The following is a 25,912-nucleotide window of genomic DNA, read 5'->3' as shown; positions in this document are numbered from 1 at the left end:
GAACAATGACCGGCAAGGATTCCGCAGTGTCCGCGTCGGTCTGACTGAATAAAGTAGATCACATTTCCAACAACTGTTACTCGCTGGCTGCCAGGTTCTCGGCAGCCAGTTCGGGGTCGACCTCGCCCTGGAGGCGCTCCTCGGCCTGGTCACGGTCCTCGGGGTAGCCGATGTCGTTGCGCCAGCCGTTCATCCGGATGGCGTCGATGGTCCGTCCCGAGTGCAACAGGAGGTCGACGGCGTCGCTGATCTCGTACTCGCCGCGATTCGAGGGCTGGACGAGATGACAGGCGTGGAAGATCGCCGGCGTGAACGTGTAGAAGCCGGTCATCACGAGGTTCGACGGCGGGTCCTCGGGCTTCTCGACGACCTCGGTGATCTCGCCGTACTTGTTGGTGTCACAGACGCCGTACCGGGAGGCCTCCTCCCAGGGAACCTCCTCGACGAGGAAGGCCGCGTCGGCGCGGTCCTCGCGCTGTCGGTTGACGACGTCCTGGAGGTTCGCCTCGAAGATGTTGTCCCCCAGCATCAGCATGAAGTCCTCGTCGATCTCGTCCTCGACGGTCAGCAGCGCGTGGGCCAGTCCCTTCTGCTCGCGCTGGTGGGTGTAGGTGATCGGGACACCCTCGAACTCGTCTTCGAAGTGGTTGATGATGACCTGTTTCTTGTAGCCGACGACGACGAGCAACTCGTCGGCGCCGAGGTCGATGAGCTTCTCGAAACAGTGGGCGAGGATCGGTTTGCCGGCGACCTCGACCATCCCCTTCGGTTTGTCCTCTGTGAGTGGGCGGAGTCGAGTGCCTTCGCCAGCGGCGAGTACGACAGCTTTCATACTACCGCTCTACTTGACGGGTGTACAAAGTTATTGTGCGTTCAGAATTCGCGGTGCTGTCTGTGTCGAGGGTTGTCCTGCTGTCGCTATGGCTGATTTCGCAAGTTCTACCGCCCTAACTGACTCGACTCCTTCCGCAGTACTCTCTTGCGCCTGGGACCGCGTGAACAGAAGAGCGTATATATCGCCACGGTACAATCCCTTCGCGTGACTGGCACCGAGACTGACCGCGGGCGATTTGCCGTCCTCGTGCTCGTCGGCGTCACTCTCTCCCTGTTACTCGTCGGGACAGTCGTTGGTGCCGTTCTTCCTGGGGCAGCGATCGGAGTCACCACCGAGGACAATACCTCACATACTGATCCTGATGGAGTCGAGAGCAACCGGGATCTGAGCGCGACCGAACGCCGAATGGCCGAGCAGTTGGCAGAGCGGGCTCGGAGTGGCTCGCTGAACATCAGCCGGGACCAGGCCAGACAGGCTCGTGAGTCGCTGAACGGTTCAGAATACGAGGCATTGCTAGACCGATACGCGGACGTCGCCGAAGAGACCGGCCAGACAGAGAAGGCAATGGCGTTCCGTGCGGTCAAAGCAGACCAGGTGGTGCTTGCGGCTGCTATCGAGCGGTACTGGACTACCTACGACTGGTACCGTGCCCTCGCAGACGGGACAGCAACGCGCCAGCAACGTGTTCGGATGGCGAGTCAGGGAGATGGCTTGCCGACGAGCGAACTAGCGACTGCACGCGTTCTGGAACGAGAATGGCAGCGTGTTGACCGCCGACACGAGGCGGTCGTCGACTCGAACCGGCAGCTCGCAAACGTAACCAGCCAGAACGCGACTGAACTCGGGTCGATCAACCAGTCGGTTCGGGAGATCAACATGACACAGCAGACTGTGCGTGACGAACAGTTCACACCGACTCGATTGTCCGTTTCGACAACCGACAGTGAGATCTCCTTCATAGATCCACTTCGGATCGACGGCACAGTCTCCCTCGACACCGGTGACCCGGTCGCGAACCGACAGCACCGATTCGCTGTCGGTAACCAGACCCTCGAGACGACGACAGACCGCAACGGCCGATTCAACCTAACGTACAGGCCGACGACGATACCCGCCAACACGACGACCGTCACGGTCCGTTATCTCCCGTCCAACGAGTCGGTCTACCTCGGCTCGGCTGCAACCATCGATACCGATATCCAGCCGGTCAGACCGTCGGTCTCCGTCGACGTGCAGCCGCAACGTCGTGCATACAACGAGACAGTCACCGTCTCCGGTCGCGTCGGGGGGCAGGCAGGCGCTGCGAACGTCTCGTATCTCGTACTGGTCGACGGACAACCGACCGTGCGGAACGAAACCGACGCGCAAGGCCGGTATCAGGAGAACATCACCATCTCGGCATCGGTCCCTGACGGAGAACGCACGGTCCGCGTCTTCGTCCCCTTCGAGGACCAGGCCCTGCGGTCTGCCAACGGGTCAGCACCACTGACCGTTACGGAGACACGAACAGCGCTGTCGTCGTCGGCCACCCACGTTTCCGATCGGACGATTCGAGTCAGCGGCACTCTCACCACGGAGGACGGTGAACCAGTCCCGGCGCAACAGGTCAGTATCGGCGTGAACGAAACGGCGCTGGGGACGGCCTCGACGGGTCGGAACGGCGGGTTCGAACAGACGTTCACGCTCCCAGCAGATGTCGGGAGTAGCGGCCCGTTCGAGTCGCTCGCTGGGCTCACAATCACCATCGAGTACAGCGGGGCGACGACAAATCTTGGTGAGGCCACCACTACGGATAGTGTGACGATTCCGACGACACCTGTCGGCTTGTGGGCCGCTGGCGGGGTCGGTGTACTTCTCCTGCTCGGCCTCGGAGTCGTTGTCGGCCGTCGACTTCTCGCACGACGGCGTTCGGCTGTCTCGGACGGGCCGTCTGGGAGTGAGACGCCTTCGTTCGGTACCGAACCAGATTCGACTGTGCAGTCGGAGACACTCCTCGAATCAGCCCGCGACCGACTCGCGGCAGACGCGCCGGAAACAGCAGCGAGTCTCGGTTATCTGGCGCTCCGGCAGCAGTTCGCACAGCGTGTCGGACACGACACCAGTGCCACGCCGTGGGAATTCTACAGCCACTGTCAGGAGATCGCTGAGTTGGATGAGACGGATGTCGCCATGCTTCGGCGGGTCACGGAACTGTACGAACAGGTGCAGTTCGCGTCGACATCACAGCGAGAGGCGACCGAGGCCGTGCAGGAACTCATCGAGTCGGTCGAACAGGCGGGCGACGCATCTGGGTCATCGCCAGCGGGGGACTGAGACGTCACCTCGTATCCGTACGCCATACTCGATCACGAATCGCGGTCCGGAACGCAGCCAGCATCGGGTACCCGTCGAGTGCCCACAGGATCGCCGCGAGTACAACTAACCCGAACTCGATTGCGAGTGACGAATCCAGCGCCAGGTTTCGGAAGTGTGCGAGGAAGCTCTGTGCTGTCTCGTATTCGGGCAACGGGAGCACCGGCCACAACAGGTAGGTCAGATCTGCGAACTCTCCTTTAACCGCCGAATACAGACCATCTGAGAGAGTATGCGAGAGATACCCGACCAGAAAGGCGACGCCGAGTGGTCGCTGGCGATATCGACGGGCGATGTACAACACGGCGGCTCCGACAACGGCGAACGTCAGTAGTGAGTGAGCGAGTGTTCGGCCGCCCGGCAGGACACCGAGTGTCCACCCGAGGGGCTTGTCGACGAGGTCCGGGAACTGCGTTCCGATCGCGAGGGCAACCACTGCCACCGCGGTCGGTCGCCGACCGTGGCTACGGACGTACAACGAGTATGCGATGTACCCGACCGCTGCGTGTCCCCAGGGCCACATACGAGTCGAGTTCGTCGGGGGCCGCTTGTGTCTGTCGCTTCCCGTATGTCGACACCTTCTAAGGGTTCGGTCGGCAACCTCGCCACGATGACTACCAGGCGCCGCCAGCAGTTCGTCCACGGGCAAGCCCTCTGGATGCTCGGGACAGTGCTGGTGCTGGCGGCGCTGAACTCGCTGACACTCGATCTGTTCTTCGTCGTCTCGCTCATCGGCTTCCTCGTCGTCGTCGAACTCACGGCACCGATCAACGTCACCCCGCGCTGGCGTGCCCGTCTGAAGTGGCTGATTCTCGTCGGATTGCTCGGGTTTGCATATATCGTCATCAGGCGCATCCTCGAGATCCTCCCTTCGGGGCTGATATAGATGGACTGGACGGACTACCCACGAGTCGTCCTCGTCGTCTTGCTGGTGTTGACCAACCTGGGGCTGGTCGTCGCGATGAGTACCTCCGGCGTCGCCTACGGCCCCTACAACAGCGACTGGAACGGCGGTGCAGAGTTGCGGGAGACGACGCAAACGGCCGGCGCGGCCCCACAGTTGACCCGGACGACCGACCCGTACGTCGAAGCACGGGGTGAGGGTGTCGCGTTTATCCTCGCTCCGACGAGCGAGTACAGCGCGCGGGACGCCGCTCGCGTGCGACAGTTCGCGTCGAGCGGCGGGACTGTCGTCGTCGCCGGCGAGAACGGATCGCCGAACGCGACGAATCGACTGCTCGCCGAGTTGGACGTCGAGACGCGAGTGAACGGGACACTCGTCCTGGACGAACAGAACAGCTACCGGAACGCGTCGCTCCCGGTGGCGACGAACGTCTCCGACCACCCGCTCGTCGCCGGAACCGACGGACTCACGCTGAACCGAGGGACTGTCCTCGATGTCCCAGACAGGGAGTTCGGGACGGACCAGCGCGACGTGCAGGTGCTCGTCCGGACAACCGAGGCGTCCTATCTCGACCGCAACCGCAACTATACGCTCGACGACGAGGAACCGATCGGCTCGTATCCCGTCGCCACGGTCGAATCTGTCGGCCAGGGCCGTGTCGTCGTCGTCAGCGACGCGAGCGTCTTCACGAACTCGATGCTCGATCGTGAGGGGAACGTAGCGTTCGTCCGCGGCGTGAGTCAGAACGCGTCGGTGGCGCTGCTCGATTACTCGCACCGACCACCGCTGCCGCCGCTGACATACGCGTTGCTCGTCGTCCGTGGAACCCCGGTACTGCAAGCCCTCATCGCGACGGCTGCGCTAGCTACAATCGCACTGTGGGCACGCAGGCCGTCGATACCGATCCCTGCGACGCTAAGTCGACTCCGGGGTTCGGAGCCACCTGAGACGACAACCGGGCTCAGTGAGTCCGATATCGTCGCGTACGTCCGCGACCGCCACCCCGAGTGGGATACCGATCGTGTCGAGCGCGTGTCGCAACACATTATACGCCGGCGAGACGAATCAGAGTAGATGACCGACCCTGCCGCCCTCTACGCTGATATCCGCGACGAGATGCGCCAGGTCCTCATCGGCAAAGAGGAGCTGGTCAAGGGGTTGACAATCGCTATCCTGACCGACGGCCACATTCTCCTGGAAGGCGTCCCCGGTGTCGCCAAGACGACCGTTGCCAACCTGTTTGCCGAGGTCACGGGGTTCGACTACAACCGTATCCAGATGACTCCCGACATCCTCCCCGCGGACATCACCGGGACGTCGATCTACCGTGAGCAGACCGGCGAGTTCGAACTCCAGAAAGGGCCGGTGTTCGCCAACGTCGTCGTCGCCGACGAGATCAACCGCGCGACGCCGAAGACCCAGTCCGCGCTCCTGGAGGCGATGCAGGAACGGACCGTCTCCATCGAGGGCGAGACGCTCGACCTCCCCGACCCGTTCATGGTCGTCGCGACACAGAACCCCATCGAGATGGAGGGAACCTACGAACTGCCGGAGGCCCAGCGCGACCGCTTCCAGTTGAAACTCACCGCGGATATTCCCGAGCGCGACGAGGAAGCGGAACTGCTCGATCGGTTCGACCGACAGCCGGATCTCGATCCCTCGAAAGTCACGCAGGTCGTCGACAGCGAGTCGGTGGCCGAAGCACAGGAGATCGCCTCGAACGTGTACATCGACCAGACGGTGAAGGAGTACATCCTCGATATCGTTGCCGAAACGCGCGAGAGTCCGGATCTCAGCCACGGTGCCTCGCCACGTGCGTCGCTTGCCTTCCTCGATACCAGCAAGGCCCGCGCGGCGATCGAGGGCCGAGACTACGTCATCCCCGACGACGTGAAGTCGCTGGCTGTCGCGATCCTTGCCCACCGGGTCGGACTAAGTACCGATGCCGAACTGAGTGACCGGACGGCCCGCGAGGTCATCACGGATATCGTCGGCCGTGTCGAACCGCCCGGCAGTAGCTTCGATGCCACAGATGAAACCGAGCCAGCGACAGCCGACGGCGGACAGTTAGAAGACGAGTTTGCTGAGGAGTAATCAGCCAGCCGGCGCTGCCGCGTCGGTCTCTTCGTCGCTCTCGCCGTTCTCGTCCCATCGTAGCGTCACCCGATAGTCGTACTGTCCGTCGGGTGTTGCTTCGACATCGGCGGTGACAGACGTGTCCAGTCGTCTCGCCAGCGAGCACGCGAGGAACGAGACGACCGGGTGGTCGAACCGATCCGGACGGCCCATGGTACTTCCCGAGAGTGCGACCGTGACGCGACCGCCAGCCGGATCGACGTCCGCCGTGGCCGTTTCGACCAGTTCGAACTGCTCGACCAGCGCATCGGTCGTCTGTGTTGCTAGCCTTTCCGGGTTATCGTCGGGGACGCCAGTGACGGCCCGCTCGAACTCGTCGGCGAGACCGTCTCCAGTCGGATCCAGCGCAACGCCTCGGGTCCCTGTGGCACTGGTCACGACGAACGCGTCTTCGAGGTCGTCCGTGCTGGGCACCTCGTACTCCTCGTGCTGCGGGACGAACAGTCGGACGCTCTGGGACGTGGGCACGTACACGCGAGTCTCACGGAGTCCGAGTTCGGCGACCAGACTGCTCTCGTTGTCGGCGAGCGCGGAGTACACTGTCTCCCCCAGCGAGGCCGGAAGGAACTGTTCTGGTGCGAGATAGTAGATCAACAGCCCGAGGAACGCACCTGTCCCGGCGAGCGCGAACAGGACGGTCCGTGCCGCTGGAAACAGGAGCCCACCGAGTGCTGCGACGGCACCCAGGCCCGCGAGCGAGAGGGCCGTCCGACGGTAGCGTGTCCGCCGTGCACGGGCGTACTCCTCGCGGAGGCGCTGGTTCTCCTCTTCGAGGAGTTCGAGTCGAGTCCGGAGTGCCTCCGGCTCGGTCTTGTCGTCGCGCTGGCTGTCGCCAGTCGTCGAGTACTCTCGCTGTGCTTCGGCCGAGTCACTGCTACTCATCGGCTGCCTCCACGAGACCGAGCATGACCAGTTCGTAGCGGTGCAGCCCGTAGCTTACGAGCGCAAGTGCTGAACCGATGACGGCGGTGGCGACCAGTAGGTCTGTCCCAAGGACGATCAGCGCAACCGTGCCACCCGTCACGACCGCGTACAGCACGGCACTGACAGCGAGCGGACGGCCGATACCCTCACTCAGGACGGTAGTGCCGACCACGGCCAACAGACCAAGTCCCTCGATGAGCGCAACGATCTGGAGGGGCGGAAATTCGGGGAGAACGGCCAGCGAACCGACGTGGACGGCAGCGACTGCTCCGACAGCGAGAACGGGCGGAGCGAACCCGCCGATCGAATCGGTCTCTCTCGTCTCTGCCATTGTCGGTTGTGGTGTCGCTCGGCGTGTTACGTCTTCTGTTTCTCGATGCGGTCGGTTCTTCGAATATACCTTGTTCTGAGTCTCTGCCGCTGGTCATGCTCAGAGACGTGGACAGTTCCCGATCAGCGACTGGCAGACAGCACGGCATCGAGTCGGTCACCGGGACCGACCTCGAAGGCGGTGACTCGATCCAGCGCCGCCAACTCCTTCCGGAACGTCTCGAACTCGACGTAGCGCTCGTAGGCGTCGCCGAGGTCTGCCAGTCCACCCGGTTCGAACAGAATGTCTGGCGTGAGGAAGACGACGACGTGGTCGCCGTCGCTTCGGGCCAACTTGACCGTCTCACGCAGCGCAGTCTTGTCTCGGTCGTCGGAAAACAGCAGTATCCACGATGTCCCATCCAACCGAGAGAGGTACGTCTCGACCGTCTTGAACATGCTGTCGCCCTCGATGCGTTTGACGTGCCCGCCAGTGTCTCGGAAGAACGGGCGGAGCGTCTGTCCGAACGCGGAGCCGTCTCCTGATAACTGTGCTTCCGCTCGCTGTACGTCACCCGGTCCTCGAGTGACTGTCCGCTCGCTGGTTGGTTCGTCCGTCTTCGCACGCAGGTCGTATAGGGTATCTTGGATTGTTCGATACTGGTTCGTGTCCATCGACGGCGCGAACTCCGTGTTCAATCCTGCGCCGTCGACGGTGTAGAGTCCGAGTGGGTCACCGTACTCGTTGGCCTGTGCCGCGAGCGCCAGAGCCACCTCCCTGAGATAATCGAGTTTTGTCTCACCCGGTGGCCCCTCGCCGAACCGCTCGCGGTGGTCAATCAGCAGCACTGTCTGCCGGTCGGTCTCGACCTCGTGTTCCCGGACGTACGGTTCGTTGAGCCGGGCCGTTGCTTTCCAGTCGATGTCTCCAGCAGAGTCGCCGGCGACGTACTGGCGGAGTTCGGCTGGGTCCAGTCCCTCGCCGAGTTCGCCGGTCGCGTGTTCGCCGAACGTCGCGACCGCCTGTTCGCCGCCCTGCCCGACGTGGAGCGTCCGCGTGACGTGTGGTTCGATGCGGATCTCGGGAGCCGGGCCTCGCGTGAACGATTCGCTAAACAGGCCGTACGGGTCGGCCACACGCACTGTCGGTTCGTCGAACCGTGCCCGGCCGACGACCGGCCACTTGGTATCGAAGGTCGTCGTGGTTGGCTCGAGGCCGTCAATTTCGATTTGCAGAGCGTTCTCGTCGGGACCCTCAGCGCTGGCCGGCACCGTCGCCGTTACAGTAACTCCTAACAGTGTCTCGGCCCCCGCACCGCTGAGCGTGACTGAGGTCGTCTCATTGGCTGTTAGGGTCGTCCGTGGCACCGAGAGGTTGACGGCGAGACTCGCTTCGAGCTGTCGAAGCCGACCGACGAACAGCAGCTTGGCAGCCAGCAGGATAGCACCGATACCGGCCGATCCGACGAGCAACACCGGACGTTCGAACAATAGCGCCAGCGCTGCCAGCGTGAGTCCGGTCCCCGCGAGCGCGGTGAATCGCCGCGTGATCTCCATTGCTCGTTGCCAACAGCGGTCCGCAATTGAAGGTAGCGGTCTGACTTTTGATGGAAGAAAATAGGGTCTATACCGCTCCGGCCGATTTCCTGTCGTGAGAGGAACTGACCCTGGCGGCAGCCGTGTCCTGTTTGGCTTTGTCGCTGTGAGTATCCTCCTCGTCGTCACCGGCACGGTGTTCGGGACGGTCGTGCTTGGTGCCGCTGTCGGTAGAGTCGACGGCGATTCGGGCGCCCACGCTGAGCCCGACAGCGTCGACGATGGGCGCGACCTGAGCGCGCTCAAATGAAAGCTGGCCGAGCGGCTGGCTTCGCGAGCTAGAGGTGGTTCGCTGAACATCAGCCGCGAGAACGCCCAGCAGACCCGTGAGACATTCAACAACTCCGAGTACTCGCCGCTGCTGGACGAATACGGCGAAGCCGCCGAGACGGGCAATTGCGAACGGGCGCTTGCGTTCCAGCGTGTACGCACGACCAGATAGCGCTTTTGCCCGCTGTCGAGGCTTACTGGGAGACATACGAGCTATTCAGGTTTGCTGTTGCCGAAACGTACTTGCAGACACACATGCTCCAAGCGGACCTCCACAACGACAGTATCACGCCTGAACTGCTGAACACCAGACTCAATTTGACGGACCCGGACGAACGGGCACTGGCACGCGATCTCGAACGGGAGTGGGAGACGGTCAACGAAAGTCATGTGTCTTTCGTCCGCTCCCAGCGCGAGCTTGCCAACAGGACAGACAAGAACGTCACGGCGTCACTGCCCAGCGTCAACTCGTCAGTCGGGAGATCGAAGCGGCGCAGCAGGACATGCGTGACGGCCAGTTCGTCGGCAAGAATCTTACTATCGAGGCCAACGGGACACGGGCCTCGTTCCAGCCCCCGCTCGGTATCGAGGAGCGGTTGACGACGGCGTCGGGCGGTACCGTGTTCACCGCTCCGTTCGGTTCATAGTCGGCAACCAGACGATTCGAACCAACTGTCCGATACCGGGCACTTCGACCTAAACTACCGGGCGACGACGGTCGCCGCGAACATGTTGAACCTCACGGTCAGGTATCGCCCCGAAAACGAATCAGTCTACCTCGGTGCCCAGCGGACCGTCCCGACCTGTATCGAACCCGTCCGACCGAACATGAGCGTCGACGCGACACCGATGCCGGTCCGATACAGTGACACGATGGCGGTTTCGGGGCGCATCGGGGCTGAACAGGCGGTGCGGCCGGGATTCCCTATCCCATCTCGCTCGACGGGCGGGTACTGGCGACCGGAACCACCGACAGGAACGGGACGTACAACTCGACTGTGGCAGTCCCCGCATCCGTTTCGGAGGGGACCGACCGGTCCGCGTCGACGTGTCCCTCGACGGGTAGGCACTTCTGAGCGCGAACCGGACCAAGACAATCGACCTGCAGGAGACGGCAAAGACGCTCAATGTGAACGCAGTCCCGTAACAGACCGGTCCATCAGGGTATTCGGATCGCTCCTGACCGACAGCGGCCAGTCGGTCATCGATCAGGACATCTCCACGGCGGCCAACTGTACGACCCTATAGATGGTTTCGACGGGCCCCAACGGAACCTTCGAGACGACGTTGACTGCCCCCTGAGCGTCGGGTCAACTGGTGTGTTCGAGTCTTCACTCCCGATAGGAATCGAGTTCCGCTACGACGGGAGTGCGACGAACCCCCAGAGCGCACGGACTGGGGCGACTGTTATTCTCCCGACGCTCCACTGGGGGCTCGTCTGTGGGTTGTGCCGGGGTTAGTCGTGGTACTCGCCGGTATCGCCGTCATCGGCAGGAAACTGCCTTCTGGGTGCTGGGAATGTGTCCCCGAACCGGCCGTCTACATCGACTCGCGTGGGAACAGAGTCTCGCTGCTCGAACACTGCCCGCGGCTATCTCGACGTACAGCAGTCTGCGGCAGCCGCGAGAGTTGGTTATGTTGTCCTCCGGTAGCAGCTCAGTGCCGATATCGGGCGGACTCCGGGCCAGACTACGTGGTAGTTCTATCAGGAGTATGCCGACGATGATATCGACCAGACGACCCGGGAGACACTCCAGTGGGCGACGGAACTATACGAGCAGGCACGATTATCCGGAGATGGGTCGGTGTCAGCTGTTGTCGTTGAAACGACCCTCGCCGAGATCGATTCGGTGTTATCACCGCCCCATACCGTGAACAATGTTAGTCATGACCAGTTCATATCAACCGAGCAATTTTGAGATAGTAAATCAATTTTGTAGCAAATATTCCGTTCCATCTCTGATTGCTGTATAATTACTAGTCTACCCATTTATTATAAAATATTAATTTTAATATGTAGGCAATATTATTAAAATAAATATCACAATTTAAAATAGAAGATATCGCTGTAGGCAGAAACCCATACTAACCATGGACCAATAGAATCAAAAAGAGGGTGTCATAGAACTCTTGTCACACCGTGATGATCGTGCTTCCCGGATTGTCTCCGCGTTCGTAGTTGGTGATTGCGACAACGAGGCGAAGGCACAGAGCGAGGAAGACCTGTGCTCGTGCATGGACGCGGCCTCGGGCGTGCGTTCGCCCGAGGCCGCAGTCCTTCACTGATTCGTTGGTTCGTTCGACTCCAGTACGGCGGTTGTACGTCTCATCCAACGTGGACTGCTTCAGCTGAACGTCCTCGCTGTGTTGTTCGATGCGGTCTTCGACCCTGTACTCGATGTCTTTCGGGTCGTCAGTGTTTCGTGCGTTGTACGGGGCGACTGGCACGACCCCTGCGGCCAGCAGGTGGTCGTGCCAGTCGAGCGTGTCGTAGGCGCTGTCACCGACCATCCAGATCGGCTTGGCGACGGCGAGCGCGTCACGTGTGACGCGCATCGCCGTCTCCTCTGGTGCTTGCTTACTCTCTGTGAACTCGGCTGCAATCGGGATCTTTTGCCCGGTCGAGACGATCGTGCAACCGTAGCCGTAGTAGTACTCGTCGTCGGTTGGATCGTAGCACTTCGACGCGTCTTGATCGGCGGGCATCGCTCTCACGTCAGTTGAATCGATACAGTAGGTCACATCGAGCAGGCCGCGCCGGGCGGCCTGCTCGACGAGTCGGTCGAAGACCTCGTCGACGACGTGTTCGAGGTCGGTGAGAAAGCGATCGACCGCGTCTCTCGACGGCGGTCGATCGAACCCACAGCTCAGCCAAACGACCGTGTTCCGAAGCTCTCGCTCAACGGGACGAATGCCGTAGATGTCGTGGTAGTAGCAATGGAGGAAGCCACGCATCAGCTCTGGTGGTTCGTGATCTCGTGTTCGCCCCGTCTGCGCCGGGGCGAACACGTCGAACTCTTCGAGAAACTCAAAGGAGAGATGCTCAAACAACGCTAGCGTCTCGGTTTCCGCGACATTGAAGAACGACTCTACCGAAGGATCATCTTGCAGGGTCGCTGAACTCATCCACCTCAGCGTTCACCCTGCTCTTTGGTGTGCTACTCGTTCTATGACACCCTCTCAAAAAGATAGAATTATAACCCCTTAACCGAATCAGTCAAACAACTCGCAATTCATGCTATCAAGTATGGACTTAACATTTTCGGGATTGATATTACTTGTTGCCGCTGGTGTGCTACTCTGGGGATTTGAGCGGTACCGGACCCGGTTCGCCAAAGTTGATCTAGTGTTTTCGTTTCTGATTGCAGGCGGACTCTTACTGATAGTCCTTGCCCCGGTAGTGTACGATTCTCTAGGGAGTTTTTTCAATATCCAGCGGCGTCCCATCGCGATATCGCTGTTTGCGAACATCGGACTTCTTGTTATCATCCTCTATCTCATAACTTCTATTCGAAACAATAAGAAGATGATATCTAGACTAACTAGAACGTTGTCGGTTGACCAAGCAACGGTGACTGATGGTGGTCATAAGAGCATCAATATCGTCATTCCGGCATACAACGAAGCAGACACTATCAAGTCCGTAATCAAATCGCTACCAAAAAGGGTATCAGGATATGAAATCTGTGCAATCGTAGTCTCTGACGGCTCAGCGGATGATACGGCGACTCAAGCACAGGTTGGGAACACCGTTGTTGTTGAGCATGCAATCAATCAGGGTCAGGGCGGTGCCCTCCAGACCGGGTTCAAGATTGCACAGGAGAACGGAGCAGACATTGTGGTTACTATGGACGCTGATGGACAACACCCGGCAAAAGAGCTAGAACGCTTGGTTGAACCAATCATACGTGGTGACGCTGATTATGTGATGGGATCTCGCCACAAGGGTGTGGATGATACGGATAATGGGTTCGCCCGTCAGTCCGGCATACATGCTTTTACTTTCCTAATCAATATATTGACAAAGTCTGAAATAACCGATTGTACAAACGGCTATAGGGCAATTCGTGGGTCAGAGCTATCGAAGCTTCGTCTGACGGAGGAACGGTTCAGTGCACCAGAACTGATTATTGAGGCACGGAAGAACGATCTTCGTGTTAAAGAAATACCAATTACTATTGAGGAGCGACAGGCAGGTGAAACAAAGAAGCCACAAGTTGGATACGCTCTTGGACTGTTACGGACCATCGTTGTAACATGGATACGCTAACTTCTACATTTCAGATATATCTATGAATATAATTTATACAATCAAGGCGTCACCACTTGCGGGGGGCGGTGGCGGGGAGGAGCGCGCCGATGCCGTCACGAAACGGTTGGCCGACCGGGGTCATGATGTTATCGTCATCACAGGTAAGACTGCACCAGAGCTATCAAAATGGTCCGACAGGGATAGTCGCCAGATTCGGCATGTTTCCATTATTCCTGAGGCTGCCTTTCGGTTCGAGACTCTATCGTTTTTCCTGACACGCTACCTCTTTCCGTTCTTTAGCTTCCCAATTTTGCTTTCGCTTGTTGTCCGCCACGATGTCGACATCATTGTTGAAAATATGGCCCCATACCCAACACTGGCGATTGCTGTTGCCAAACTCTGTTCAGTCCCGATTGTCGCCGTACAACACGAGTTTTTCGACAGAAAGTCATATAAAATGTACGACCCGTTGACTGCTACTATCTTGCTGGGTCTCCAGACGTTCGTGCGTAACTTTGATTATCGGGCTATTGTTGTCCCATCTAGCCACATCAAACAACAGTTCGTCAACTCGGGATTCGATTCCAACCGGCTGTGTGTCATACCGAACGGTGTTAGGTACGATGACTACCAGATTGAGACAACCAACCGCACACCCGGCCGTCTGTTCACACTAGGCCGATTAACGAAACGGAAAAATCAGGGTCTGCTCCTCAGGGCCGTGGCGACACTTCGGGACCGGGGCGAAGCTGTCCATCTTGATTTAGCAGGTAAAGGGCCCATGGAGAGTGATCTCCGTGAACTATCCTCAGACCTCGGTATTGAAGATGCTGTCACTTTCCATGGATATGTCAGCGAACACCGGAAGATTGAGCTGTTAAATGAGGCCGACCTGTTCGTCTTCGCTTCGAAACAGGAAGGATTCGGAATCGTCCTGCTGGAGGCGATGTCTGCAGGGCTCCCCGTAGTCGCTCGAGAACTGCCGGTGTATGCTGACTTCTTCGACAGTCCGGAGAACGGGAAGCTCGTCTCCGACAGCCCCTCGGCTTTCGCTGACGCAATTAAGACCCTCCTTGCCGACCGGGACACCATTGAGTCAATTCGATCACGCAACCGGGCGGACGCGAAAGAATTCTCGTGGGCAGTAGTCGCAGAAGAAACCGAATTGCTTCTGGAGTCAACTGTCGCTGCTTCAACATAGATATACTTGACAGCCCCTCTTCTGCTCTTGATGGTCTTGAAATAATTCGAGAACGCTGATGAATAGGTGCTGATTTTCAATACAACCGGACAAGACATATTTCAGTGACGATACTTTTTTGTAGTCCGCTATCTCCGCATACGAATATGGATGACGCACGCGAGAATGTCGAAGAACTCCTTACGGAGTACCCCGGTCTCGAAGACCATCTTCTGGAACTTCTCTCTCTGGACGAGCAGGGGCCGTGGGATTTCAGCGACACCTCGCTTGACTCCGGCCGGTTTGGTGAACTTGTCGCCCGAGGAGTCGCAGAGAAAGATGGGGAATCGTACCGGCTGACCGACCCCGAAGCGGTCAGGCGCGCCGTCACCGACACTGAGCCTACCCGGACTACAAACGGGTCGCTTACCGTCCGAGAGTACGTGGCATCGTACCGGGTGAAACTCGACGTTCTCTCGCGGAGACATATTGGCGTCCTTGTCGGACTCTCTCTCTTTGTAGTACTAATGCGGGCGCTCACGTATGGAAGCGTGTTCAGGGACCAAGCCGTTGTACTGCTGGGAAACGATTCCTACTTTTATTTGTACTGGATCGAGCAACTGCTTGGGACATATCCTGCGTTCGATATCGGGGGGCTGTCCGAATTACCAGCCCCGGTTCGCCGACGCGATCCGTTACTCATCATAGGGATCTGGTGGATAACGTCGCTTCTGGGTGGGGCAACACAGACTGCTCGATTGCTGTTGGCGTGGTATCCAGTTCTAGCTGCCTTGGTGACCGCGTTGTTCGTTTACCGGGCCGCGATCCTGCTCACAGACGACCGCCGCACTGGGTACGTCGCAATAGCTCTTCTAGCGGTAATTCCGTACCACGCATACCGGTCCAGTGTGGGATTTACAGACCACCACGCGTTGGATTACGCCATCCTTTCCGCACTCATCTTTTGCTTGGTCAAACTTGCCATCCACTTTCATACATCCGAAACAGGCGACATTTCTGAGTTCCCGCTTGGGTACTCAGTTCTACTTGCAATCACTATCGTCGCACAGCTGCTCTCTTGGCGGGGTGCGCCACTAATGTTGTTGCCGTTGGTTCCCTATCTCACCCTCCTTACTCTCACTGCTGTTCAACGCGACCGGTCGCCTCTCAAATCAACCGCTCCCTTGCTTGTCGGATTCGCGCTTGCGGCTGCCATGATCGCTGGATTTAGAACTCAGTTTGGACTCGTACAACCGTTGCGGACGGTCACTCCTGCTCTTCTGCTTGGTGGTGGCCTGTCGGTGGCACTACTGTCCGAAGGGGCCACCCGGTACGGTGTCTCTGCTCGCGCCACCGGGGCTGGATTACTGGTGGTAGGGTTTGCAGGGGCAACTGCTCTCTATAATCTAGTCCCCCCGATTGCTAACGGCGTAAGCCAAGCTCTTCTGCTGCTAGAATCGAAGGGTATCGCAGAGAACGCGAGTGTCTTCTCACACGGCTTAGGTAGCATCTTCGGGCCCATTCTACTCGTCGGGCTCGTCTTTTTTCTGGCCCTGCCAATTCTTGGTTATATCACTGCTAGACTCCCCAAGTGGGCTGACGCCCGCTGGCTTGCCCCTGTCGTGTTCGGATGGTACTTTTTCTTCTTCTCGCTGGTTCGGATTCGATTTCTCGGCCAGCTCTCCATATTCATGACGCTCTTCGGGAGCCTCGGGTTCCTGATTCTCGCCAATAGGGTTGATCTCGCAGAACCGGTGACGTTCATCGGCGGCACGAACGTGGAGCGTCGAGCACCTACACTGGTCCTCCCTGAGCCGCGTGTCGCACTCTCTTGGATACTACTGTTTCTTTTAGTGTCAGGGATAGGTATCGTTCAGACACCGGTCAAGCAGAGCCAGATATCTGTCGGCAATGACGCCTATCATGCGGGGGTCCAGATGGAACAGTACGCCGTCGAACACGGGCTGGAGTATCCGGAGAACTATGTCCTCAGCCAGTGGGGGCAGAACCGTATGTACAATTATCTGGTCCACGACGAGTACCAACGCTACAGGTTCGCCCGTGAGAGATATAGTGCCGTTATCACCAGCCGTGACCCCGCTGGTACCTACGATGAGCTGGCGGGTCGCGTCGGATTTGTGGTATTGACAGTGGAGATGGGTATTAACGACTCAGAAGCACTGTACAACCGACTGTTTCGGAACTACGGCAGCGCAACTGACGAGACAGATAATGTCGGACACTACCGAGCCATCTCGGGTGCAGAGCGGGATTCGGTACGGACGTTTGCTCTGGTACCAGGCGCCCGAATCGTGGGCCGCGCCCCGGCCAACCACACGGTGAACTACACGACGCAGGTATCGCATCCCGACCAGATGTTCAAGTTTGAGGCCCGCAGTCGCCCGACTGAGAACGGCTTTTATTCCGTGACGGTCCCATATCCGGGATCATACACCGGCCCAAAGGATGTTTCCGTTACAGAGCGTGACGTTCAGGAGGGGTACTTTGTCACGGACCACCGGCCACAGGCCAACTGGCCGTTCAATGCCGGCACCGGAGATGTTGCGTTCGACACAGAGGGTGGGAACCATGGTGTCATCACCGGCGCGGAGTGGACGACCCACGATACTGGGTCCGGCCTCCGATTCGACGAGGGTGATTCTGTCGAGGTTCACCGGGCGGGCGCATTAAACGGCACCGACGGATTCGAACTTGCTATTCGGTTCAGAGCCAACGAGTCTGTGGATTACAGTTCGTTCACGCCCCGGCTAGTGTCTCACGCCCCGAAGGCACCGTTGAACGAGAAACGCGGCTACGAACTGGCCATTGTTGACGGGGAAATCAGGGCTGTCGTCGGGACGGACCAGGAGACTGAGATCCTCCGGGGACCGCCAGTGACGGACGGCACGTGGTATCGCGTTTCGGTTGTCTGGGACGGGTCCCGGGCCGAGTTGACAGTCGACGGCGAGACTGTCGACTCCGCATCTATTGCCGGAGATCCGGCCGTGGACTCGTCACTTGTCATCGGGGCAGAACGGATAGGCGACAACTCCTTCACTGGCACCGTCGATTCAGTCAGCTTTGGGAGCCCGAAAGGTGAAAACGAAACCACAAAGAGCGAGTAAGCCACTCTATAAAAGTATATTACGTCTGTATGAAAGCTATCGTCTTCGTCTTCGACAGTCTGCGAGCGGATCACGTCTCTTCGTTCGGCCACACGAGACAGACAACCCCAAACATCGACGCTGTCGCTTCGGAAGGCGTCGTCTTCGAGCAGGCATTCTCGCAGGCGATCTGGACGACGCCGTCTTCGGGCGCTATCCTCACTGGCCGATACCCCGAGAGCCACGGGCGGCTGTCTTGGCAGGACCGCCTGGCGGATGGTGCGGAGACGATGGCGACACCGTTCCAGGACGCGGGCATCCACACCTGTGCGATTTCGACGATGGCCACCGTCAGCCAACAGGGCGGCTACGACGAGGGGTTCGACGAGTTCATCACCCTGTTCGAGACGGAGTCGCCCACTGACTCGCGGGCGCCGGAAGTGGTGACTGACCAGGTCGTTGAGTGGCTCGACACCAACGCGGACCGGGATTTCTTCCTGTTTGTCTGGTCGAGCGGGACACACACCCCGTACCAGACGCCGGCACATAACAGATTCGCCGACCCGGATGAGCAAGAACTTGGTTCGATTCCCTCACTGAAGGACGCCGACTCGGCCCAGGCCCAGGCAGTTCGTGATCTCTACGACAACACAATTCACTACAACGACGCACAGTTCGGCCGTATCCTCCAAGTGCTGCGGGAGAACGACATCTACGACGAAACGCTCTTGGCCCTCTTGTCGGATCACGGGGAACTGTTCGACGAACACGCGCGACTCGAACACGTCGATGGGATCACCCGTCGCCTACTGGAGACGGTGGTCCCGGGTTCGATTCGGAAACAGCGCCGTCTGTTTGAGCCACAGGGCTGGCTCGGACACCAGGCAGTACTGCCCTACGACGAACTCCTGCACGTGCCCCTCGTGCTGAAGCTTCCGGAGCAGGCCCACGCGGGCGAACGCGTCGACGCGCTCGCACAGAACGTCGACGTGGGCCCGACAGTCGTCGACGTGGCTCTAGATGAGACGTGGGGGAGCGCCCAGGGACAGTCGCTACTCCCCACACTTGACGGCGAGACTGTCAACGACTATGTCTACTCCACGAGTTCTGTCATCGGCGGAGATGTCCGATATCACTCCGTACGAGACGAGAACCACAAGTACGTGCGACTGACCGGCGACCGGCCGTCGTGGCAGAACCTCCGGTTGTTTCCGACCCGGGCGATGGCGTTACAATTGGTACGGTTGCTCAACGGTGGTGAGAAACTGTTTGACGTACAGGCTGAAGATACAGACATCGGGGACACAAACGAGGCTCTTAAAGATCGCTTCCGTGAACTGTTCCAGAACTGGTATCGTTCGACAGATGCTGTCGCACCCCGTTCGGAGCAGGGGGTCGACGAGGAAACTGAGGAACGTCTGAGCGAATTGGGATATCTATAACTCGCACCGTCTGCGCTATTGCTCTGTCACTCTCCCGTACCGGTATCGTCACTGGATACCGACATATATGCCTACGGAATCTCTTCTACTGTTATCCGTTCTAACCACAGTATTCACCGACAGCTGGCCGAACTGACGTCAGTACACCGGTTTCTCCTCACCGGCGAGAATCTGTCTTATCATCCCGGTCATTATTCCAAGTGACTTCGTCCAATGATAGTAGAACCGCTTATTAACGAGCGGAACCGCAAATTGGAGCAATATCACGCCGAACATCGCCCACAAGAACAGTGGCCATCTGTACCTCTCGCCGTATGTCCTGAAATACCGAACGCGGTTTCGGCCGTTTTTCACACCGACACCGAAGCCGGACTCGTTGATGACAGATTCGTTATGCTCAATCGGCAAGTCTGGGTCGATAATACAGTACTTTCCATCCTGCTTGAGCTCCCAGCCGACAGCGATGTCTTCCAGCGATTCGCGACCACCATTGTACTGCGGAAACGGATGCTCGCGGATTACATCCCGCCGATGTGAAAAATTGTATCCTGGCATCCAGTGTCCCTTCACTGGCTCGTCGTTGGCCACGTACGACTGCATACCGACTCCGTTAATCGTCCAGTGACCGGTTCCCAGATTGAATATTCGTCGAAACAACAGTTCTACCCGTGACGGGTCCCGCTGGCTGTCGTCGTATCCAGCAACCCCGATGAAGTCAGAGTCGTCGATGTCCCGATACCACGAGACAAGTTGTTCAAGATACGTTGGCCCGATTTTCGTGTCATCGTCCAGAACAAGGGTTATTGCTGACACAGCCCGCCGTATCCCGGTATTTCGCGCGACAGAAAGACCGGGTGACCCATCCGATTCCGTGTGCACGAGGTCCGTTTGCCTATCCAACTTCTGACGGAGTGATTGTATGTACTCCTCCGATAACTCCCCATCGTCGACGATAATTACCTCTGCTGGAGCAGTTGTCTGTGCCCCGATTGAGTCAATACACTCCCGGAGATCCGCTTCCCTGTCTTTCGTCGCAATAATGATTGAAACGTCATCTCCTGCCATCATTCAGTAAATGTTGCTTCTGATACTGACCGGCTTGTAACTAACGCTATCCGCCGAGAGCGGTTGATTCGCCGTAACATCACTTCTACCATTTTTATACCACTACGCTCAAACCCTTTTCCATAATCCATGGCACGCAGCGTTATTCAGGGGGTCATCGCCGTTGCGGGTTCAAAAATAGGTGCCATCCTCGTTACGTTGATTGCCACGCCAATAATCGTGAATCAGATTGGGAGTGCGCAATACGGTGATTACGCAGTCGTTACGTCTCTCATCGGTCTCGTCTTTATTTTCATAGATGGCGGTATATTCGACGGACTACGGAAGTTCATTGCGGAGAATCCCGACTCCGTTCAGTGGCGGTCAGAGGTTTTTGGTCTGTATTTCCGTTATGGTGTCTCTCTTGGTCTCATCGGCTCGATACTCGTTGGGCTGTTTGCACTCAGTCCGATTCTACCACGAGTTTACGGCGGGGAGTTTCGGGTGTATTTCCTCTTGGGGAGTGTGATTATTTTCGGGCGACAACTGTTCTCTCTTTGCCGAAGCGCCCTCCATGGTTTAAACCTCGAGCATTACGCAGACCCGCTTCGGCCCCTTTCTCAAGTTATTTTTGGAGTTTTAGCCATCGGAGCGGTTTTCCAGGGGTTCGGAGTGAGTAGCTTGCTTGCCGCTCGCCTGGCTGGTCTACTCATGATGGTACTCGCTTCGTTTTATATCGTACGTGAGTATATAAATTTCAAAACTTCGATTAAATCAGAAAAAACCGAGATATCCCGAAGCAAGATGATGTCTTTCAATATTAAATCAATAATCCTCGCAGCACTTTTGGAGTCTATGTACCACGCCGATATCTTACTACTCCAACCTATTCAGGGGAGTGAAATCACCGGATACTACAAGGCTGCCTTGGTCGTGAGTGAGTTTCTTTGGTTCGTTCCATTAGCGATTCAAACTGTCTTTCTTCAAGAGTCGTCACAGCTCTGGGCTGAGGGGGACACAGAACAAATTACGCGCCTATCGAGCTTGTCCACGAGATACACTAGCTTAGTGTTATCCTTGCTTATTATCGGGCTCGCTGCTCTCGCCGAACCATTCTTGACACTGTATTATGGCCCTGAATTTCAGGCCAGCGTTGTGCCACTTTTGATACTCCTTCCCGGAGTGTTTGGGTTTGCACTCATCCGGCAGATCTACCCAATCGGGCAGGGGAAGGGGGATTTACGTGTATTGATTGTCGCGACTGGTGCGTCAGCAATCCTAAATCTCGGCTTGAACGTACTCCTGATTCCGAGATTCGGAATGGTTGGGGCTGCCGTAGCTACCAGTATCGGTTACGGATCGATGTTGCTGTTCCATATTATCGCGGCTCGCAAAATCGGATTTAACCCACTGCTTGACCTTCGGCCCGGTCGTATCTTCGCGACGGCTCTCGGTTCGGCAATACCAATATTCGGACTCGCATCGTATCTCCAGTCAGATATCCTCTCGCTATTGATTGTCCCGCCGGTTGGATTTTTGATATTTGTCAGTCTCGCCTCTATCACGGGAGCGGTTACCTTCTCGGAACTGGGGAATATCGTAGCGAGCTATCGGAGCGATTAGCGCTCGAATAACAGGTTTTCGTAATTTTTCGCAGCAGTTTCAGCGGAAAAGTCCTTCCCGCGCCGCCTGAGTATCTCTGTATCGTGCTCTCTTTTTAGCGCCTCGATAATTCCCTCTGCAAGAGCCGATTCGTTACCGACCGGGACGAGTGTCCCGAGCTCTCCACCGTTGAGGATTTCGTCCGGTCCACTCGGACAGTCTGTCGAGACAATTGGGCAACCGCATGCGAGTGCTTCGACCAGTACGGTGGGTAACCCTTCCCATCCAGATGAGAGTGCGAACACATCCGCTTCAGACATATACTTGAACGGGTTCGAGACCTGGCCCGGAAGCTCAACCTTGTCTTCGAGTCCTTGTGATTCCACTTCTCTTTCAATTCGCTCACGGTCTCCACCTTCGCCGAGGATTAGAAGCCGCGCGTTTCTCTCGGCCGCAACGCGGTCGAATGCCCGAACGAGAGTCGGATACATTTTTTGCCTCCGAAGATTCCCTACGCTCAGTACCACTTCGATGTCGTCATCAGCGAACCAGGTATGGTCCACCGACTCCCCCGCTAAGTCGTAGACCTGCTGTGAAACGATAGGGCTGTAGATGGTTGTTATACTGTCGCGAGGAAGGTTCGCAGCGGTGGATAAATCGTCGGAGACGCCGTCCGATACACCGACTCGCTCGTCCGCATACGGGTAGAGAAATTTGGCCATTTGGAGCGCTATTTTGGTTTTATATGCCTGCTGCGCACTGATGGTATTCTGCTCCACGACCACAAGGTCCATTGAGCTCCTCGCAATTCGATGCGCTATAATAGAAATGAGGTTCACATGCGAGAGGTTTGATATTAACACGTCAAGTTCGTCTTTCCGGAGATACCGGGTCAGGTCGCCGAGCGCCCCTACCGTTGGGATGAGTGGAAATTCGTAGGAATCCAGGTTCACCAGTTCCACCCCGCTATCGACATCGGAAATAAGGTCCCCCTCCATCCGTGCCAAGATGAATTTTACCTCATGTCCACGGGAAGACAGTTCGTTAGCGAGATTGATCATCACTCGCTCGGCCCCGCCTGTAACTAATGCGGGAAGAAAAATGCCAATCCGCTTAGACTCTACATTAGTCATTTAAGCAGTGTTTTAATTCGGAAGATAAAGTTGTGTCGCTTCAACCGGTCCTCACGGAAATCGCACTACATAATCCTACTGGCACAGCGGTATCTGTTCCGACGAACATCGTGGCCGTAGTCTCTCGTTCGAGGGTTGCCGTCCGCATCTTCGGAGACAAGTTAACTCCCCTACTCCCTGTCGGCAAGGACATCGAAGGTCTCGAACCGCTGTCACCGACTCACGCCGGTTTTAAGTACTTCAAACGCAAGTGAGTGCGTATAATGGACGGACCAATCCTAGTCACTGGTTCCAGTGGGACAATTGGAACATTGCTGTCTGAGAAACTTCTCGAGCAAAACGAAAAAGTAACTGGTATCGACAGTAGACCGAACCAGTGGTCGAGAGAAGTCGAGGATGTAAGTATAACCGCGGACCTCACCGACGAGTCCTTCTTCGGGGAAATTCCGGACTCAATCAACACTATCGTCCATCTCGCCGCAAACGCCAGAGTGCACGACCTCGTAAAGGACCCGAAGGACGCTCACGAGAACGTCCAGTCTACATTCAACGTTCTCGAATATGCGCGCCAGCACGGCGTCGAAAACGTCCTCTTCAGCAGTAGTCGTGAGGTGTACGGTAACTACAGCGGAAAGTTGGTGTATAACGAAGAAGACACGTACATCGACAAGTGCGAGAGTCCGTACACTGCCAGCAAAGTCGCTGGCGAAGCTATGCTGAAATCCTACAGTGAGTGCTACGGTATCGATATGGCAATTATGCGGTTCTCGAACGTCTACGGAAAGTACGACGTATCGGACCGTGTGATACCACTGTTCCTCGCTCTAGCGTCGCAGGACCGAGATCTTACCGTCTACGGCGAAGACAAAGTCCTCGACTTCACTCATATCTCGGACTGTGTCTCTGGGATACTCAAAATACTGGACAACTTCCACAAAGCGAAGGGTACTACGTTCAATATCGCCTCCGGGGAGGGAAAATCCCTCATCGAACTCGCGGAAATCATCACCGACTCCCTCGATAGCGACTCCTCTATTCACGTGGAAGAAAACCGGACTGGCGAAGTAAGCCGCTACGTTGCAGATATCTCCAAAGCCCGACAGATATTGGGATACGAACCCAAGTACGACTTACGCGACGGTATCGATGACACCAAGAAGTGGTATCAGAATAACGTAGATTTGGAGACGGATATCCCGATTTAATCTACATATCCAAGTGACTTGAGACGAGTTTGTACGTCATCCTCTATCTGTTGTTCGGCCTTCTTAATCTCTGATTGGACCGTATTTTCGTCTGATGCAGAAGCACGACACCAAGGGACCTCCCGTATCTCCCTGACTGGATATCCTCCATGACCGTAAAACCCCTTCTCGCCGACTGCATTACCGTGGTCCGCGGTAATTACCGTCTCGTCTGCCTCAAAATTCGTTAGGAGTGTCTCAAGACTGTCCATTACGTATTCAGTGTTTGCAACGTAAGCATCCCAGATATCCGATTCCGAAACCTCTCCGTAAATTGCTTGCTCCCAAATTGAGTCCGGCCAGGTATTTCCGACTTTTTCTATATCAATTTTTGAGCCGAGACTTGGACGCGGAACTGAAGGGAAGTGTGGTTGCATATAGTGAACGATAACTCGTGAGGCATCGGTAGAGCGCCCTACATCTATCGCTCGATCTGTGATGGTCTCAGCCAACACTGTCCCAATGTCATCGTCCCACCCGTATTTCCAGACTTCGTCAAGAAGTTTGAAGTCGTCTTTTGACGCTGTCGCTTTCTCCGAGAAGACAATATCAGTATGTGGGTTCGCGGTCACATAAGCCGTATCGTTGACCTCAGAGAGATTTTCTGAATCAAACATTACTCGCATCCATTCTGCCGATTTTCCACCAACTGAAAGAACCGTGTCAGTGTCATCAACGTATGCATACACATTATCGTTTACAACATCGTTGAATAGGTCCGCACGACATGCATCCAGAACGACAAGAAGGTCCCAGTCTCTATCGTAAGGGAGTCGTCCAGTGAACACGTCTCTGCCGAAAATTTGACGCTGTAACAGATTGTATCTGAGATGTACTGCTGCAAACTCAGTAGCAGTACGAGGACCATGGTGTTTCAACCGAGTCCCTGTCTGTGACAACAACTTTTTAGTACGTCGGATAAATTCCATTGTAGGGTCAAGGAGTAGCCGGATATAGTATTTTACCATATCTCCTCGGTCGCGTTAAGTTAGAGAATGAGGCGGACGAGTTCTGAGTGATTATGTCCGAATTCGACCGTCTCAGTGGATGTATCGAGTGGATCGACTTGTCGTTTGTGGAGCGACAGCGGACTCCCGAGTGGGCGATTGAAGTGGGCATCCGATGTCATCTGGCGGGTATGTCACTTCGGGATGCCAGTCAGTTTCTTGAGGAGTTGGGAGTCCAACGCAGTCATGCCTCGATCCACGAATGGGTTCACAAACCTGATTTACAGCCAATCTTGACGGTGACTGCGGATCAGCTTGCAGTCGACGAAAAGATGATCGGCTTCCATGGGCAGCAATTTTGGCTGTACGGCGCTGTCGATCCTAAAACGAACGAAATCCTGCATTTTAGCCTCTTTCCGACGACGACGAAACAGACGACGCGGTGGTTTCTGACCGAGCTTCATCGCCGGTATCAGCTTGACGACGTTGTATTTCTCGTCGACGATGCTGATTATCTTGGACCGGTTTTGGCTGAAGATGGCTACCGATTTCAGACGCTTGCACATGGAAATCGGAATGCTATCGAACGTGTCTTTTGGGAAATAAAACGACGAACATCCTAGTTTGCAACTAGTCTT

At 56.9% G+C, this 25,912-nt stretch carries 21 protein-coding genes and 1 pseudogene; 13 read left to right on the top strand and 9 right to left on the bottom strand.

The annotated features are described in order from the left end of the window. Positions 1-76: 76 nt before the first annotated feature. On the bottom strand, positions 77-832 hold the full coding sequence (gene aglF, locus Hhyl2_RS00110; protein ID WP_483548681.1) for a UTP--glucose-1-phosphate uridylyltransferase AglF: 756 nt from the start codon (positions 830-832) through the stop codon (positions 77-79). 207 nt (positions 833-1,039) lie between these two features. On the opposite strand from aglF, the gene Hhyl2_RS00105 reads away from it, so the two are divergent. After that, entirely contained in the window at positions 1,040-3,148 is a 2,109-nt protein-coding gene (locus Hhyl2_RS00105; protein ID WP_483548680.1) for a hypothetical protein, read from the top strand. A 4-nt stretch (positions 3,149-3,152) separates the two neighbouring features. Here the strand turns inward: Hhyl2_RS00105 and Hhyl2_RS00100 are convergent, their stop codons facing one another. Further along, positions 3,153-3,710, bottom strand: a complete 558-nt coding sequence (locus tag Hhyl2_RS00100) for a metal-dependent hydrolase (protein WP_483548679.1) — start codon at positions 3,708-3,710, stop codon at positions 3,153-3,155. Positions 3,711-3,797: 87 nt separating this feature from the next. Between Hhyl2_RS00100 and Hhyl2_RS00095 the strand changes: the two genes are divergently transcribed. The 3 genes from Hhyl2_RS00095 to Hhyl2_RS00085 are packed head-to-tail and all read left to right on the top strand — an operon-like array spanning position 3,798 to position 6,185. Next, complete coding sequence (locus Hhyl2_RS00095) at positions 3,798-4,073, top strand: DUF8044 family membrane protein (protein ID WP_483548678.1); 276 nt, start codon at positions 3,798-3,800, stop codon at positions 4,071-4,073. Continuing rightward, entirely contained in the window at positions 4,074-5,165 is a 1,092-nt protein-coding gene (locus Hhyl2_RS00090) for a DUF4350 domain-containing protein (protein WP_483548677.1), read from the top strand. It begins immediately after the preceding gene. Continuing rightward, positions 5,166-6,185, top strand: a complete 1,020-nt coding sequence (locus tag Hhyl2_RS00085) for an AAA family ATPase (protein ID WP_483548676.1) — start codon at positions 5,166-5,168, stop codon at positions 6,183-6,185. Here the strand turns inward: Hhyl2_RS00085 and Hhyl2_RS00080 are convergent, their stop codons facing one another. The 3 genes from Hhyl2_RS00080 to Hhyl2_RS00070 form a co-directional block, all read right to left on the bottom strand. Beyond that, positions 6,186-7,109, bottom strand: coding sequence for a DUF7982 domain-containing protein (locus tag Hhyl2_RS00080; RefSeq protein WP_483548675.1), 924 nt, complete (start codon positions 7,107-7,109; stop codon positions 6,186-6,188). Then, positions 7,102-7,482, bottom strand: coding sequence for a DUF8163 family membrane protein (locus tag Hhyl2_RS00075; protein ID WP_483548674.1), 381 nt, complete (start codon positions 7,480-7,482; stop codon positions 7,102-7,104). The genes Hhyl2_RS00080 and Hhyl2_RS00075 overlap by 8 nt, the downstream gene beginning before the upstream one ends. 122 nt (positions 7,483-7,604) lie before the next feature. Then, the gene (locus tag Hhyl2_RS00070) at positions 7,605-9,017 is read right to left on the bottom strand and encodes a DUF58 domain-containing protein (protein WP_483548673.1); all 1,413 of its coding nucleotides are present in this window, start codon (positions 9,015-9,017) and stop codon (positions 7,605-7,607) included. A 94-nt stretch (positions 9,018-9,111) separates the two neighbouring features. Here Hhyl2_RS00070 and Hhyl2_RS00065 point away from each other — a divergent pair, with 94 nt between their 5' ends. Then, the gene (locus Hhyl2_RS00065) at positions 9,112-9,306 is read left to right on the top strand and encodes a hypothetical protein (RefSeq protein WP_483548672.1); all 195 of its coding nucleotides are present in this window, start codon (positions 9,112-9,114) and stop codon (positions 9,304-9,306) included. 523 nt (positions 9,307-9,829) lie between these two features. After that, the gene (locus Hhyl2_RS00060) at positions 9,830-9,973 is read left to right on the top strand and encodes a hypothetical protein (protein ID WP_483548671.1); all 144 of its coding nucleotides are present in this window, start codon (positions 9,830-9,832) and stop codon (positions 9,971-9,973) included. A gap of 1,486 nt (positions 9,974-11,459) precedes the next feature. Here Hhyl2_RS00060 and Hhyl2_RS00055 read toward each other — a convergent pair. Beyond that, on the bottom strand, positions 11,460-12,452 hold the full coding sequence (locus Hhyl2_RS00055) for a transposase (protein WP_483548670.1): 993 nt from the start codon (positions 12,450-12,452) through the stop codon (positions 11,460-11,462). A gap of 121 nt (positions 12,453-12,573) precedes the next feature. Here Hhyl2_RS00055 and Hhyl2_RS00050 point away from each other — a divergent pair, with 121 nt between their 5' ends. From Hhyl2_RS00050 to Hhyl2_RS00035, 4 genes are all read left to right on the top strand, one after another. After that, positions 12,574-13,596, top strand: a complete 1,023-nt coding sequence (locus tag Hhyl2_RS00050) for a DUF2304 family protein (RefSeq protein WP_483548669.1) — start codon at positions 12,574-12,576, stop codon at positions 13,594-13,596. A 22-nt stretch (positions 13,597-13,618) separates the two neighbouring features. Continuing rightward, positions 13,619-14,779, top strand: coding sequence for a glycosyltransferase family 4 protein (locus tag Hhyl2_RS00045; protein WP_483548668.1), 1,161 nt, complete (start codon positions 13,619-13,621; stop codon positions 14,777-14,779). Positions 14,780-14,925: 146 nt separating this feature from the next. After that, a complete protein-coding gene (locus Hhyl2_RS00040) occupies positions 14,926-17,883 on the top strand; it encodes a LamG-like jellyroll fold domain-containing protein (RefSeq protein WP_483548666.1) in 2,958 nt (985 codons plus the stop codon). Positions 17,884-17,912: 29 nt separating this feature from the next. Further along, positions 17,913-19,304: a sulfatase gene (locus Hhyl2_RS00035; protein WP_483548665.1), complete on the top strand. Its 1,392-nt coding sequence runs from the start codon at positions 17,913-17,915 to the stop codon at positions 19,302-19,304. 138 nt (positions 19,305-19,442) lie between these two features. On the opposite strand, the gene Hhyl2_RS00030 is transcribed toward Hhyl2_RS00035, so the two are convergent. Continuing rightward, entirely contained in the window at positions 19,443-20,369 is a 927-nt protein-coding gene (locus tag Hhyl2_RS00030) for a glycosyltransferase (protein WP_483548664.1), read from the bottom strand. Between the two features lie 129 nt (positions 20,370-20,498). Here Hhyl2_RS00030 and Hhyl2_RS00025 point away from each other — a divergent pair, with 129 nt between their 5' ends. Then, positions 20,499-21,971 carry an oligosaccharide flippase family protein gene (locus Hhyl2_RS00025; protein ID WP_483548663.1) on the top strand — a complete coding sequence of 491 codons (1,473 nt, stop codon included), beginning with the start codon at positions 20,499-20,501 and terminating at the stop codon, positions 21,969-21,971. Here Hhyl2_RS00025 and Hhyl2_RS00020 read toward each other — a convergent pair. Continuing rightward, on the bottom strand, positions 21,968-23,083 hold the full coding sequence (locus Hhyl2_RS00020; RefSeq protein WP_483548662.1) for a glycosyltransferase: 1,116 nt from the start codon (positions 23,081-23,083) through the stop codon (positions 21,968-21,970). The two genes, Hhyl2_RS00025 and Hhyl2_RS00020, sit on opposite strands and share 4 nt — an antisense overlap. 263 nt (positions 23,084-23,346) lie before the next feature. Here Hhyl2_RS00020 and Hhyl2_RS00015 point away from each other — a divergent pair, with 263 nt between their 5' ends. Further along, complete coding sequence (locus Hhyl2_RS00015; protein WP_483548661.1) at positions 23,347-24,288, top strand: NAD-dependent epimerase/dehydratase family protein; 942 nt, start codon at positions 23,347-23,349, stop codon at positions 24,286-24,288. On the opposite strand, the gene Hhyl2_RS00010 is transcribed toward Hhyl2_RS00015, so the two are convergent. Beyond that, positions 24,285-25,115 (bottom strand): sulfatase-like hydrolase/transferase, encoded by an 831-nt coding sequence (locus Hhyl2_RS00010; protein ID WP_483548660.1) that lies wholly within the window; start codon positions 25,113-25,115, stop codon positions 24,285-24,287. The two genes, Hhyl2_RS00015 and Hhyl2_RS00010, sit on opposite strands and share 4 nt — an antisense overlap. Positions 25,116-25,348: 233 nt before the next feature. On the opposite strand from Hhyl2_RS00010, the pseudogene Hhyl2_RS00005 reads away from it, so the two are divergent. Further along, positions 25,349-25,894 (top strand): annotated as a pseudogene (locus Hhyl2_RS00005) (IS6 family transposase); the annotation flags it as partial. Positions 25,895-25,912: the final 18 nt, after the last annotated feature.

The organism is Haloarcula sp. H-hyl2 (assembly GCF_056934385.1).
Note: the sequence above shows the minus strand (reverse complement) of the source record. Positions and strands in the feature narration are given on the sequence as shown.

Coding starts and splice junctions, on each gene's coding strand:
- aglF (WP_483548681.1), bottom strand. CDS start 832: ATGAAAGCTGTCGTACTCGCCGCTGGCGAAGGCACTCGACTCCGCCCA.
- Hhyl2_RS00100 (WP_483548679.1), bottom strand. CDS start 3,710: ATGTGGCCCTGGGGACACGCAGCGGTCGGGTACATCGCATACTCGTTG.
- Hhyl2_RS00095 (WP_483548678.1), top strand. CDS start 3,798: ATGACTACCAGGCGCCGCCAGCAGTTCGTCCACGGGCAAGCCCTCTGG.
- Hhyl2_RS00090 (WP_483548677.1), top strand. CDS start 4,074: ATGGACTGGACGGACTACCCACGAGTCGTCCTCGTCGTCTTGCTGGTG.
- Hhyl2_RS00085 (WP_483548676.1), top strand. CDS start 5,166: ATGACCGACCCTGCCGCCCTCTACGCTGATATCCGCGACGAGATGCGC.
- Hhyl2_RS00080 (WP_483548675.1), bottom strand. CDS start 7,109: ATGAGTAGCAGTGACTCGGCCGAAGCACAGCGAGAGTACTCGACGACT.
- Hhyl2_RS00075 (WP_483548674.1), bottom strand. CDS start 7,482: ATGGCAGAGACGAGAGAGACCGATTCGATCGGCGGGTTCGCTCCGCCC.
- Hhyl2_RS00070 (WP_483548673.1), bottom strand. CDS start 9,017: ATGGAGATCACGCGGCGATTCACCGCGCTCGCGGGGACCGGACTCACG.
- Hhyl2_RS00060 (WP_483548671.1), top strand. CDS start 9,830: ATGCGTGACGGCCAGTTCGTCGGCAAGAATCTTACTATCGAGGCCAAC.
- Hhyl2_RS00055 (WP_483548670.1), bottom strand. CDS start 12,452: ATGAGTTCAGCGACCCTGCAAGATGATCCTTCGGTAGAGTCGTTCTTC.
- Hhyl2_RS00050 (WP_483548669.1), top strand. CDS start 12,574: ATGGACTTAACATTTTCGGGATTGATATTACTTGTTGCCGCTGGTGTG.
- Hhyl2_RS00045 (WP_483548668.1), top strand. CDS start 13,619: ATGAATATAATTTATACAATCAAGGCGTCACCACTTGCGGGGGGCGGT.
- Hhyl2_RS00040 (WP_483548666.1), top strand. CDS start 14,926: ATGGATGACGCACGCGAGAATGTCGAAGAACTCCTTACGGAGTACCCC.
- Hhyl2_RS00035 (WP_483548665.1), top strand. CDS start 17,913: ATGAAAGCTATCGTCTTCGTCTTCGACAGTCTGCGAGCGGATCACGTC.
- Hhyl2_RS00030 (WP_483548664.1), bottom strand. CDS start 20,369: ATGGCAGGAGATGACGTTTCAATCATTATTGCGACGAAAGACAGGGAA.
- Hhyl2_RS00025 (WP_483548663.1), top strand. CDS start 20,499: ATGGCACGCAGCGTTATTCAGGGGGTCATCGCCGTTGCGGGTTCAAAA.
- Hhyl2_RS00020 (WP_483548662.1), bottom strand. CDS start 23,083: ATGACTAATGTAGAGTCTAAGCGGATTGGCATTTTTCTTCCCGCATTA.
- Hhyl2_RS00015 (WP_483548661.1), top strand. CDS start 23,347: ATGGACGGACCAATCCTAGTCACTGGTTCCAGTGGGACAATTGGAACA.